General features: G+C 55.1%; 6 protein-coding genes. 2 read left to right on the forward strand and 4 right to left on the reverse strand.

Features of this window, described 5'->3' with window-relative positions:
• Positions 1–71 precede the first annotated feature (71 nt).
• The 4 genes from JIN78_RS08850 to JIN78_RS08865 form a co-directional block, all read right to left on the reverse strand.
• Positions 72–1445 carry a hypothetical protein gene (locus tag JIN78_RS08850; RefSeq protein WP_200391602.1) on the reverse strand — a complete coding sequence of 458 codons (1374 nt, stop codon included), beginning with the start codon at positions 1443–1445 and terminating at the stop codon, positions 72–74.
• A gap of 40 nt (positions 1446–1485) precedes the next feature.
• Positions 1486–2763 carry an RHS repeat domain-containing protein gene (locus tag JIN78_RS08855; protein WP_200391603.1) on the reverse strand — a complete coding sequence of 426 codons (1278 nt, stop codon included), beginning with the start codon at positions 2761–2763 and terminating at the stop codon, positions 1486–1488.
• A gap of 42 nt (positions 2764–2805) precedes the next feature.
• The gene (locus JIN78_RS08860) at positions 2806–5256 is read right to left on the reverse strand and encodes an RHS repeat protein (protein ID WP_200391604.1); all 2451 of its coding nucleotides are present in this window, start codon (positions 5254–5256) and stop codon (positions 2806–2808) included.
• 536 nt (positions 5257–5792) lie between these two features.
• Positions 5793–10487, reverse strand: a complete 4695-nt coding sequence (locus JIN78_RS08865) for a discoidin domain-containing protein (protein ID WP_200391605.1) — start codon at positions 10485–10487, stop codon at positions 5793–5795.
• A 288-nt stretch (positions 10488–10775) separates the two neighbouring features.
• Here JIN78_RS08865 and JIN78_RS08870 point away from each other — a divergent pair, with 288 nt between their 5' ends.
• A complete protein-coding gene (locus JIN78_RS08870; RefSeq protein WP_200391606.1) occupies positions 10776–12029 on the forward strand; it encodes an RsmB/NOP family class I SAM-dependent RNA methyltransferase in 1254 nt (417 codons plus the stop codon).
• 51 nt (positions 12030–12080) lie between these two features.
• A complete protein-coding gene (locus tag JIN78_RS08875; protein WP_200391607.1) occupies positions 12081–13055 on the forward strand; it encodes an arabinan endo-1,5-alpha-L-arabinosidase in 975 nt (324 codons plus the stop codon).
• Positions 13056–13094: the final 39 nt, after the last annotated feature.

A 13094-nucleotide genomic window follows, 5' to 3' on the forward strand; every position in this document is an offset into this window, starting at 1 on the left:
TTAACAATCCCCACCTCAAGGCCAAGGACCGCAACGAGTTTCTCGCTTGGCTCAAATCGCCTTTTCACCCCTCAATTTTTGTCGTGTAGTGTGACTATCCAGTTGGCTGCAGCAGATGGAAAATCTTCAGAAAATATTTCAATTGCCACGTCAATAGCATCTTCGGTACCCGAAAAATTCGGATCGTCAATTACCTTCTTCAGATAGGAATCGTAACTTGCCAAAGCCCACTGGGTATTAACAACGCCGAGATAGTCCTGTCGCACACTGTCCTCCAAATTTCCCGCGTTAGAAACCCATTCTATTACCGACTCGGGGGATACGTTTGTCGCCTCCGACAAAGAAGAAATCATCACATCACTTGCTACACCTCCTTTTCGATAGCGGGCAAAAACATCATCCAAAGCCTTTTCCGGATCAGCAAAGACCGTTCTCCTAAAATACTCAACTACAGCCTTATCCCGACCCACACCGTTGGGGATTTGCTCAATCCAGTCATCTGCCATAGACGGATCCTTATCGTACAAAATACTTACTAAAGTTCCATAGACTTCATCATAAGATGAACCAGGAGGAAGGTTCGCCACAATGCTTTTAACTTCATCAATATTCTCTGAGTTCGCCCTTGAAACCAGGGTTAACAGCGCCCGCTTCTCGGATTCAGCGGAGAGCCCAGGGCCCCCAGTAATCCAATCTGCTGCTGCTTTTAAATCACCAGCGGGCCAATTCCTAATCAAATCTTGGGATACTAAATTAACGAGCCCAGGCTCTAAAAGGTTCACGTGGAAGACTGCGTTTATTGGATCTTCAACAATCAAACTACGAACATAACAAATTTTGACCACCTTCTTATCTTCCAAACTGAAGTGGTCAGAATCTAGCATGAGAAGAATCTCAGAAGATCCAAACTGCATTGATTTATTTATTATTTCTGAAATCACATCTTCTCTCTTCACATTACTTGGCAGATATTTTAGCCCAGAAATCACTCTTTCAAGATCTTGTGCGTCGCTAGGGATAAACATATTTTTAAGCATCATTGAATGTCTATCCATTGACCCCAGAGACTCATATATATTTATAGCTTCTTTCATATTTTCTTTAGCAAGAGCCACCAAGGCATACGTGAGACCCATCATCCGTTTCTCTCCATAGGGGAGACTCAAGTAATAATCTATTGACGAATGTGGTCCTTTTTTCTGAATTTCATTGATTACGGTTTGTGAAATTATGGCTCCCTCTTCTCCAGAAACACCGAAATATTCTTTGCTCCCAACAAAAGCTTTCTGTTCTCTTCCCTTCGGCGACCGCGACTCGGTTGAATTTATTCTATTCTTGGACTCTAACTCAAGAGCAGGCCCATCTTTCTCCTTCATCTCTTTTAAAAAGAGAGCCCCGAAAAGTATCGAAAAAAACCAACCAGAAGCATACATTACATTTTTCATATTTACAGTCTTTCCAGAGCTCTCTTAACAACCAAGGACATTACTTTTCTACAGCCTGACCAATAATGTTATCAGAATAACCAATTGCACCTCGACTTCCAGAATATAAGGTCCAAACATTATTATTTGGACTTGCCGGACCCTGGTAATTGTGATATGTATACTCGTAGGCTTTCTCCTTATACGTCCAACATTGCGATATATGATCAAATGCTTCAGGGGTGCCTTTCTTGTAAGCATCAACCGTAGTACTCAACGTATACCCAGAAGAAACACTTGCTGAAACTGAAACGTTAACCGCACTATATATCGAAACTCCACCTGTCCCTCCTACTTGTGCTCCTGTGCTATAGGACACTTGCACTGTCGAATTTTGCGGTATATTTGTCACTTTCCTAGAAGGATTAAATCTCTTATATTCGTATTCATCCCTTACGTTCACTCGAACATTTCCAGACATAAAACTCGGCCGATTGAATGGGCCTAGGTCCGGACTCTCAGTGTAGAAACTATTGTAGCGGCTCCACCCACTAGGAACAGGAGGAGCAGGAGAAGCGCTGATTTGACTAAGACCACTAGGGTCAACGTTCCCGACCGGATCTCCCGAAACATATGCGTAATTATTCTCTCCATCGGGATAGCCAGATGGATCAAGAATTGACCACCGCATCGAGTCAGTCGAATAGTTTCGGAATTTAAATACAAATACCTCTAACTCTTTAATATATGGTTTTCCGGTAAACAAAACCTCTTCAAGACCTTCGCCAAAAGCACTTGATTCGTATGATTCTCTACCAACTGCCAGAGTGCTTCCAAGTATATCTGACACCGATATATCATCTCCGATTAGTATCGCACTCTCGCCAATCCCTCCCTGCTCGTTTGAAAAGGCCTGTGCCCCTCGTGAAACCATCGCCAAACCATCCCACGTAAAGGCTTCGAGACTTCCAGCAGAATTAATCCCTACAAGTTGCCCTTCCGCGTTGTAGAAGAGTTCGGTAGTCTTGTCTTCATTTTGCACTTTGGTAACTTTGTCTGCAAATCGATAATTTAATTTGCGAACAACGTTACCCCCTTCAACTTCACCGACGAGACGTCCAGCCTCATCATACAGGTATTGCTTCTGAGTAGAATCGCGCAAACTTCCTTTCAGGAGGTTGCCAGCGTAATCGAAATAAGTGACCTGCTCTCCAATTTGCTTCTCAACGATATTCCCGGAAGCATCGTAGACATATTTCTCTGACGGGATAGCTGCGGACAGACTTGCTGAGGCAGCGACGCTTGCTCCAAGAGCAAGGGCTATTTGTTTTCTTTTCATTTTCTAGTATTTCTTCGTTTTGTTTTTCCAGTTGAGGAAGTTTCAGTTCAAGGGGGCTTTGTGGCCCTCCGCTTTTGCTTTCTGCGCGATTTTCCGCTTTTCAACAGCGGTGAGACGGCCCAATTGATCGTATTGATATTCGTGGAGGACTCCATCAAGGACGCGACTGGCGAGCTTGCCATCGTCTCCCCACTCATAAGTGACATCTTTGATGACCTGGCCTTTGTCGTCTTTGGCAAGGATGGACGCGGGGCGCCCGTCGGAATGATGGCCATAGTCGATGGTCCAGCCATTGGCGAAGCGTTTGCGGGCGAGTTGGCGGCTCTTAGGCTCGTAGTCATACCAGATCTTTTGTTCTCCATTAACGAAAATTCCGGCGTAGCGACCGAGGAGATCGTATTGGTAGCGGGTTTCCTGCAAACGGTGTTCGAGGTCGTCCCCATTTTGGTAGACGGCGACCATGGCCTTGCGACTGCCCGGGGTGTATTCCCACTTCACCAGAGTCCAGACCCCGCCGGGGATGTCGTTGCGTTCGCTGATTTTACGATCAAGAGCGTCCCAAGTGTAGGTGGTCTTGACTCCTTGTGAGGTCGTCGCCACCAAGATGCGACCGTATTTGTCGTATTGGTAGTCGATAGTTTCGCCCTTGCCGTAATCGATCTGGCTCAATTGCCCTTCTCGATTATAGCGATACTGAATATCCTGCTCGCCGGTCTTGCGTCGGGTGAGACGTCCGGTTTGATCGTAGGCCATCGATAAAGGCTTCACCCCCTCGGTCTCCACTTCAGAAACGCGCCCAAAGGCATCGCGCTCGAACTCAGCGACCACCCCACGGCCATCTTTCCAGCCAGCGAGTTGACCGAGCTCGTCATGTTGATACTCGGTGGTGTTTCCCAAGGGATCGATCTCCTTCTTCACATTCCCGTGAGCATCCAACTGATAGCTGCTCGTCTTGCCATCGGCGCGAATCCTCTTCACCACTTCGCCGTCCATCCCGGCGAGCTTTTCCCGCTCAATCTTTTGCCACATTTCTCCATCCCGATTGAGCTGTGCCAGCATCCCGGACTCATCGTATTGGTAGTCCCACTTCTTCCCGCCCTGCTGGGTCGAGGCCAGGCGATTCTCTCCCGTGTAGTCATAGATGGTCTCACTGCCATCGAGATGAATCCTCTTCACCACGCGATTGAACTCATCGCGCTCAATACTGCGCTGATAGCCCATGGGCCATTTCTCGACCACGAGTTGACCGAGGTCATCATACTCATACTCATAGACCGCACCATCCAGAGTCTGGTAGCGCGTGACCTGCCCCGCCTCATTGTAGTGAATCCGAATGGAATCCCCGAGCGCGTTGGTGATCACACTGGGTTTTTGAGAGTCGCCTTCATACTCAAACTTTTGATTCAGCTCCTCCAGGCGATAGACCTTATCCAAACGCCCTTGATCATCGTATTCGTAGCGTAGGGGAGCCGCCCCAGGCACTTTGCGGGTCTTAACCCGCCCTTCCTCATCATAACTCAAGCTCACCGCCTCCCGCCCCCGAGGATCACGCACACTCTCTAGACGGCCATACTCTTCCCCTCTCACTCCGTAAAAGCGGGTCACTTCTCCGCCATCGCGGTTCTTGATGACCATCTTCTGAGTTCTGGGATTATAAACAAAGCCATCCGTGAAGTCCGCCGGGTCGGTGCGAGACAAATTGATGCCCTCTTTGGAAATTCCGTAGCGATAACGGTAGTGATCGTCCTGGGCCAAGAACCAGCCCGCGCCCTCCTGAGGAAGCTTCCAATTGACTCCAGACTGCCAAGCCCCGTCACGCCCACCCCAAGTATAGGTCAGCTTATCACCACCCGGAAAATCGATGGAGGAAACGAGAAAGTCCTCATTGTAGGAAAAATTTACCGCCTGATACCCCGTCGTGCTCGCTTGCCACTGCGCGAGCAAATCCTGCTCCCCCTCATACTGAAAGCGATGGGTGACCGGTCCAATGACCACCTCTTCCGGCTGCCCCAAGTCGTTTTCCTTCGCGGTTAGCAAGGTGACCTCTCTCGCATCGGTCTGCTGATAAATTCTCGAAATCAGAATGCCTGAAGTCTCGAAGAACAACTGCCGTCCCGACGGCGAACGCAGCGAATGCAACGCTCCTTGCTCATAGCGGTAACGCCAGCCATCCGACGACAGAAAATCATAGCTCAGAGGAGCCCGCTCCACCGCCACCCAGTCTTCCTCGACCTCTTCCGGTTCCGTTTTGAGAATCTCGCTGCGCTTAAAAACGGTCCGCATTCCCCCCGGCTGCACCCACAACACTTCCTCCCGGCCTTCAGGAACAACATAGCTTTCCAGCTGATTGATTTTATACTCACTCACTGGGTCAGCCACCCGCAGCGAATGCTCCAAATAAATCGGAAAAGCGAACTCCGGAGACCCCGAGAGAGTTCCGAGATAGAAAGTTTGATCCAGCCCGCCATCAATCCCCAAAGCCCCCAGAGACATCCTGGGCTTCTCCCAGGAAGGAGCAGCGAAGAGATTCCCTGCAAGAAGCAAAAGCAGAGGAGAGCAGCAGGAAACTAGGTAAAACTTCTTATTCATTTAAAAAAATCGAAAACGGACGCTCTTAATTTTCCCTCCAAAGTAACAACAAATATTTTCTTGCGAGGGCGCATCAATCTTCACAAGAAAAATCGACGCTCACTTGTTCCTCGCCCTGAGAGACTTTGAAGCAAAAAGGAGAGATTTTTCCTTTATCCATCACGGATTCCTGCCGCCTTCGCTCTTGAGGATCGTTAGAAAAATGATTTATTTTTTCCTTAGAAGGAGATTGAAGGGTCCCACTCCCGATCTGTGACCAGAACCGTTCTGGCAGAAGGGACCTGAACTAGCGGAGCCCCGTTGATGACAACGGGAGGGGCGAAATCATTGCGCGCCCGCTTTGTGACCAGAGCGGGTCCGACGCTTTCGGCGGAATTTGGCTGGCTCCTTCCGCTTTCTTCAAGATTCCGGATGGGCAGAAGGTCAATTCATTCCTGCGCTCAACGGACAGCATGAGTATCGAGAGTGACCTGGAGGCGGAAAAAGCCTTTCCCGGATCGCCCGGCCTCGACGGTAACGAGCTCGAAGTCGTCATCGAGGGGCTCGGCTCCGATTTCGATCAAGCCATCCGCAGTCCAGGACTGCTGTTCGGCCGGATTCTCGGTGCCCACCACTAGATAGCTCAACCCGCGCGCTTCGGCATCGCGGCGGCGCCGGTAGGTGAAGTGGAAACAATCCTCATCGCGGAGGAAGCGGAAGTGCGGAGCCAGATCCAGGGAGTTCACCAGAGGGTCACTGCCGAGAGCATACTCCAGCAGGTTGTCGAAGGCATCGCCATCCGGATCAGCGGTCCAAGCCGAATCGGCTCCGGCCAGGGAGACACTCTGCACCCAGCTCTGATAGCAGTGGGCGGAATGGTCGTAGAGCGCCGCCACCTGCGCCAGGGTCAGAGCGGAATCGTAGAGGACGACATTGTCGAGCAGACCATCGTAGGAAAGTCCGCTGATCGCGCTGCCCAGCGTAGCCACGGTGGTGCCGGCGAGGGAGCGGGTCTTGCCCGTGCCACTGTGCCAGAGAGTGCCATTGAGAAAGATCTGCATCGTGCCCGCCACCGCATCCTTGGTGAAGACCCAGTGATTCCAGGTCCCCGCAATCTCGCTGCCCGAGGCGGTTTTGTTGATCCGATCATAGCCATTGTTATGCCCGGCGTCCCAGTAAACCTGGCCATTGGACCACGGAAGGTGAATATTCAGAATGCGATTCCCCGCGCTATCCTCGGCATTGAAGACGACATTGTTCACCGGCTGGGTCACCCCGCCGTAGGCCCAGAAGGCCACCGTGACCTCGTTACCCAGAGAGCCAAAGGCGCTGGCGGGCAGAGTCACCGTCGAGTCCGTGCCATTGAAGGAAAGGGCTGAACCGCCGTCCACTCCCGTGCTCCAACTCGCGTTGCTCTGGGAGGCGTGGTGACCATTGCCACTGACATCCCCCACCGTGCTGCCCGCGCCCTCATCAAGGGTCCAGCAAGCAATGGGATCCGGTAAGGTGGTGCTTTCCAAAAGCTGATCACTCTCCAGAAAAATCTCGGTGACATTGTTCCAGTCATCCTGCGAGTTGCCCAGTCCGGTCACCCGCACGAAGCGCCCCACCGCAGGCTCGAAGGCGTATTCCTCCAAGGCAGTGCTGCTGCCACTGCTGGCCCCGGAGTAGACAGTGGTCCAGGGGCCCATGGGATGATCGGAAACCCCGATCTCGAAGGAATAGCTGCGGGAGTCCCCGGCATGCCAGGCCAGGGAGACCGATTCCAGCAGACGGCTCTCGAGGAAATCATACTGAATCCACTGCCCCACCCCCTCGGCCGCCCAGCGGGTCGAGTAGTCGCCATCGAGGGTGTTCTGGGCGATGAAACCCGCTCCGGCCTCGGACTTCGCCTTCACCATCGCAAAGCGATCCTTCAAATCGATATCGAGGTCCACGATCTCGATGGCATTGTCGGACGTGTTTCCCTGCCCAACCACCCGGACAAAGCGGGCATTGCGGGTGGGAAAGACGTATTCCTCCCCGACCACCGTGCCCCGGCTGTTCCCCGCGAAGACCACCTCCCAGGGACCGCTCGCGCTGGCCGCTGTTTGCAACTCGAAGTGATAGTTGCGCGTGGTGCCATTCCCCCACTGGATGGCCACTTTGGAGAGATTCCGCGTGGTGCCGAGGTCGTATTGAATCCATTCTCCGATCCCCGTCGCACTCCAGGAGGTGGCAGCATCCCCGTCGAGAGTGTTGCCGACCGAGCCCGAATTGGACGAAGCCGTAATTGTGGCCGCACTGAGACTACTCACCGTATTGCCACTGCCGTTGTTGCTCACCGCACCATAGCTGCTCACGGTGCACCCGCTGGCGGCAGCATCCAGCACCACCGGCATATCGGTCCAGTTGGTCAATTGGCTGTTGCTCAGGCTGAACTGCGGCGGAGAAGCCGGATCGTAGCGCATGCCGATCTTGGGCCCGCCCAAGTGGATGGCCTGCAGGGCGGAACGGGGCTGGAGACTGGAGTTCCAGAGAGTGACGTCATGACCACTCCCCATGATGAAGGAGAGATAGTCATTTCCATAGACTTCAGTTTCGTCCAAGACCGTCACAGAATAAACCTGATCCCGGTCATGCTGATAAGGATTGTTCACAATGGGTGCAAAGGGAGAATCGGCCTGGCAGTGCAGCACGCTATCCCCATTACCCGGCCAATAAGGCCCCTCGACCCCGATGGTGGTGCAGCCGAAGACCTCGTTCTCGCCATCGGAAAACCCAATTGTCACCCCGCTGCGCATGTATTCCACCGTGCAGTTGCGCACCGTGGTATTGGCGGTATTCAAGCCGTTCGCGCCATTGTTGTAACAACGGATGCCGTCCTCCTGGAGAGAAAAGCCGTAACCCGGCGGCACCCGCCAACCCCACACCGTCATGAAGTCCACCTGGTCGGCCTGCGACCCCGTTCCCTCCTCCGCCAGCACGACATCGGTGTTGCTGGTTTCGCCCCGCACGAAGCAGCCCTCCACCAGGGTGCCGATGGCTCCCTGCATGAAGATGCCGTGCCCATAAGTCGCCATCTCGATGAAGCAGTTCAACAAATGATTGTCAGCCCCATTGACCAGCAAAGCGGCATGTTTGTTGTGCCCGATCACCGCTCCAGAGCCTTTGCCAAACAAATCACCATAGCCGTAGGGTGTGGAACTGCGGGTGTAGATGCTGATTTCTTCCACCTTGTTGCCATCTCCCACCACCGCCAGGTTGAGCACTCCGGTAGAGTTGATGGGCTCGTCGCCGATATCTTTCTGAGTGAGCCCGAAGAGATGATTGTTGTGGCCATTGATTTCGATCACCCGCACTTCACTGCTCCCCCACTCGTTGTAAAGGTTGGTGTGCACATTGAAAGTCACTCCCGTAAAATCAAAAGTGGAGTTCGAGCCGTAGAAGTCGAAGAGCACCGGCACCGGCAGCAGCCCGGAGTCCTTGTCCAGCTCATCCAGATCGTAGCTCCCCGGCGTCATCTTGACCGTGACATTGTCCTTGCCCAGCTGCGCGATGAGATCGAGCACGGTGCTCACCTCGATCAGTCCCCCTTCATCCGTCAGCTCGATTTGGTCCAGCACCGCAGCCTCTTGACTGTTGTTAAAGGCAACATCGGCTGCATCGAGGGTGAGCTTCACCTCACCATTGGCCGCCACCGCCAAGCCGGGCAGGGTCACCGCGGCAAAGGTCGACCATCCCCCGGTGGGCGGAAAAAAGACCTTCCCCACCTCCACCGAGTCCACCCACAAGCTGGCGCGCGTCGTCGCCGCCCCTCCATTGGCATAGGTCACCGTCAAGGTATTCCCCTCCGGTAGGCTTTGAAAGGTCACGTAATCGCCCCCGGTCTCAAAGCCATTGAGCGCGGAATCTCCGAAAGCCGCACTCTCGGAGACCAGGCTGAGCCCGGAGTAGCTCGCCGCCTCGGCCTGCCAGGCGCTGGCCGCGGGCTCGCCGGGAATGACCTGAAAACCATTGAGCTTGTCGCTGCACTCGATGGACAAGCGCCCCGCGATATCAGCGGTGACGTCGAAGACCTCGTAGTTCACTCCTTGGCTCAAAAAATCCGGGTCCCCGGAGTTGCTCACCGATTTGCTCACTCCATTGACAGTGATGGCGGACCCCTGCCCCGACTTGTCCCCCGCCGCGTAGACGTAGACGGTGTAATTGCGGTTCGGCTCCAGCGCACTCACCGCCGCCGTGATATTGCCATAAAAATAGTCGCTCAGCAGATGGTTGGTCTTACCCACATCCTCAAAGCCCCCACCCCCGGAGAGAGTCACCTTCACCGGCGTCACCGTAGTGCCATCGGAGGCCAAGAGATTACGCTCCGTGCGCTTTCCCGTCGTGAAGTCATTGTTCCAAAAGTCATTTCCCGGCTCGGAGTAGGCCCCCTGCCCGCTGTAGGGCGTGCCCGTGCTGTTGCTGCCATCTCCCGCCGTGCCCACGGTATTGCCGCCCAGATCGACGTTGATCACCGATCCGGCCACCGGCTCCACCCGCGCCAGCTCCACGATCTGCAAGCCATTGCAAGCGGCATAGCGACTGCCTTGGCGAGCGACCAGTCCCGTCACCTCGCCATTGCCATCCGCCGTCACCGGGAGGACCACGTAGTTCCCATTCTCCGCGATCGTGCCATCGAGAAGCCCACTGGTGTCCACCGTGCGCCCGTCCAGGGTCACCGTCGCTTTCTGGCCCAGCTGATCACCCTGGCAGTAAAAGTAGACCAAGTAATCGCCCCCCGGAGTGAGACCCGCCAAATCAACGGTCGTATCGGCATCGCGACTATAAGCATAGTCACCCATCAACTCGCTATGGGATTGCCCGGCGGGGACATTGCCGCCGAGGGCATTGTGACGACTGCCCGTGGACAGGGTCACTTCGACCCCAGTCACCGTCACCCCATCGGAGGCCACCAGATTGGTCATCCCGGCAGCCGAGCTATTCCAATAATCATGACCCGGATCCTGATAAGCCCCTTGCCCCGAAAACGTGCTTCCCGTAGCGGGCTCGATATCGAGATTAACCACCAGCCCTTGCACCGAGGTCGCCAGGGCGAGAAGCCCAACAGAAGTGGTCAGCGGAAAGCGCGCCCCTTTCCGGCGACGCAGGTAATGACTTGGTAAATGACTCATAGATACTCTTAGGGATTTCTCCGTGTTTACCTGAGAATCCCTCGCGAGGTTGAGTCAAAAGGAGCAGGCATTTGCACACCCTGTTGCGCATTTCCTAGTCCCCTTGCCCTAGCGTATTACTGTCGGCAGGGCCTTCGTCCACTCGGAAAGATCGCCAATCATTCCCTGGAGCTAATCGGCGGAGCGGGCCGCCCAGCCCTACCCACTGCTTTCCTGCCCTTCCTCCTCATAGGTCATGCAAGGATCTGGACTTGGGGGAAAAACGGCGTCATTCTTGCTCTCGTCACAATGCCTAAACAGGATAAGAACATTCGTCGGGCCGCCGTTTCCATTCTCCGCGCTTGGTCCAAGGGTCACGATTACGCGGACAGTCTCATCGACAAACACGCCCGCAAAAATCACCTCTCGCCCTCCGACCGAGGTCTGCTTAATGCCATCATTCTCGCGGTCTTGCGCAACCGGCGTTTGCTGGACTTCTACATCGCCCGCCTCCGCCACGGCAAGCTGGACCACGAAACCCGCGACATCCTGCGGGTGGGCCTGGCTCAGCTTCTCCTGCTCGGCATCCCGGCCCATGCGGCGGTCAATGAAACCGTGAACTGCGGGCGCGCTCCCGTGCGCGGTCTCATCAATGCCGTGCTGCGCAAGTCCATTGACAAAAAGAAGAGCTTGCTCACCCACGCCGCCGAGTTGCCGCCCGCCGAGCTCTATTCCCATCCCGATTGGCTGGCCAAGCGCTGGCGCGGTCAGTTCGGCAAGGAAGAGTCCACCCTCCTGATGCAGTGGAACAACGAGCCCGCCGAAACCACTCTGCGCCTCAACTCCCTGCGTCCGGAGTCGGCCGATCTGGTCGGCGATGCCCGTCTCACCCCCCTCGCGGAGGTTCCGGGATTTTATCTCCTCGACGGCCCCGTGCCCCGGGAATGGACGGAAGCGGGGCTGGTCTATATGCAAGACCCCGCTACGAGACATTCCGTCGAACTGCTCAATCCGCAGCCAGGCGAATGCGTGCTCGATGCCTGTGCCGCCCCAGGCGGAAAGGCCGCCCTGATAGCTGCGGCCATGAAGAATGAAGGCGAACTGCTCTGCACCGACTCCAATGAACTGCGCCTGCCCCGGCTGGAAGAAAATCTCAGCAATCTCGGAGTGACGATTGCCAAGACGCAGGTCTTTGACTGGACCCAGGAACCTCCAGCTGAGTGGCAGCAAAAGTTCGACGCCATTTTGCTCGATGTCCCGTGCTCGAATACCGGTGTCTTGCGACGCCGCGTCGACGCCCGCTGGCGTCTGACCCCGGAACAGATCGAGGCCCTCACCCAGGTGCAAGAAGCGATTCTGGTCAACGCCTTGCAGTGCCTCAAGCCGACGGGCCGCATTGTCTATTCCACTTGTTCGGTGGAAAGTGATGAAAACGAAAATCTCGTCGAGCCTTGGGCCAAAGGGCGCAACCTCACAGTGGTGGAAACCCGCCAGTCCTTGCCCCAGCGGGACGAGCAGGACGGAGCCTTTGCCGCCCTCCTCCGCTATCGGGAAGGACTGTGACTCCCCCATTTGGGTTGTAGCTTTTCTAGAAAAGAAGCCGTATTTCCCTTCATGCGAGGTCTTATTCTCTTCCTACTTTTCACCCCTTGGCTGGGAGGGCAAGAAGCAGACCCCTCGCAACGCTTTCGCCACCAACGGCATCTTCACGTTCACGATCCGTCTACCATTCTGGTCCAAAATGGCGTGGCCCGTTTTGTCAGCACGGGACACGGCGTTTCCGTGATGCGCGAACAAGAGGATGGTGCTTGGGAACGGGAAGGCCGGATCTTTGCGGAAGAGAATTTACCCGCCTGGCACAAGGAGCTCGTGCCCGCCAACCGGGGTCACCTCTGGGCTCCCGACTGGATTCAACTCAGCGACCGCTACCTGCTCTACTACTCGGTCTCGAGCTTCGGCAAGCAAACCTCGGCCATCGGGCTTGCCATCGGAAAAACCCTGGATCCGCAATCGCCCGATTGGCACTGGGAGGATGCGGGAGTGGTGATCAGCTCCAACGAGGACTCGCCCTACAATGCCATTGATCCCGCGATTTTTCGAGATGACGACGGCTCGCTCTGGATGTCCTTCGGCTCCTTCTGGAACGGTCTGTATCTCATCGCTCTCGATGCGAAGACCGGTCACCGACTCGCGCCCGAGGTCCCGGCCGAACGTCTGGCCACCGCACGAGAAATCGAAGCGCCCTTTCTCCACAAACGCGGAGAGTTCTACTATCTTTTCCTGAACTGGGGTTTGTGCTGTCGCGGTCTGGAAAGCACCTACACCATCCGGGTCGGTCGCGCCCGTTCCGTAAAAGGGCCGTTCGTGGATCGAGAAGGAATCGACCTCCGCGAAGGAGGAGGCACGCTGGTTTTGGGCAACGCCGCCCATCGCATCGGACCGGGCCATGCGTCGGTGGTCGAGCGCGAAGGACAGGAATTTCTCCTGCATCACTTCTACGACGCAAGAGCACGGGGCCAATCGCGCGCCCATCTCGCTCCCCTTATCTGGGAAGACGACTGGCCCCTCATCAAAGAGAGCCCAGAGTAGTTTTTCCCGGGAGGCCAATTCTACCCGAAAGGGTTACCA

The organism is Roseibacillus ishigakijimensis (assembly GCF_016595415.1).
GTDB lineage: Bacteria > Verrucomicrobiota > Verrucomicrobiia > Verrucomicrobiales > Akkermansiaceae > Roseibacillus > Roseibacillus ishigakijimensis.

What these genes read in the sequence shown, in the direction of transcription:
- JIN78_RS08850 (WP_200391602.1), bottom strand. Translation starts at nt 1,445, where the DNA reads ATGAAAAATGTAATGTATGCTTCTGGTTGGTTTTTTTCGATACTTTTC.
- JIN78_RS08855 (WP_200391603.1), bottom strand. Translation starts at nt 2,763, where the DNA reads ATGAAAAGAAAACAAATAGCCCTTGCTCTTGGAGCAAGCGTCGCTGCC.
- JIN78_RS08860 (WP_200391604.1), bottom strand. Translation starts at nt 5,256, where the DNA reads ATGTCTCTGGGGGCTTTGGGGATTGATGGCGGGCTGGATCAAACTTTC.
- JIN78_RS08865 (WP_200391605.1), bottom strand. Translation starts at nt 10,487, where the DNA reads ATGAGTCATTTACCAAGTCATTACCTGCGTCGCCGGAAAGGGGCGCGC.
- JIN78_RS08870 (WP_200391606.1), top strand. Translation starts at nt 10,776, where the DNA reads ATGCCTAAACAGGATAAGAACATTCGTCGGGCCGCCGTTTCCATTCTC.
- JIN78_RS08875 (WP_200391607.1), top strand. Translation starts at nt 12,081, where the DNA reads ATGCGAGGTCTTATTCTCTTCCTACTTTTCACCCCTTGGCTGGGAGGG.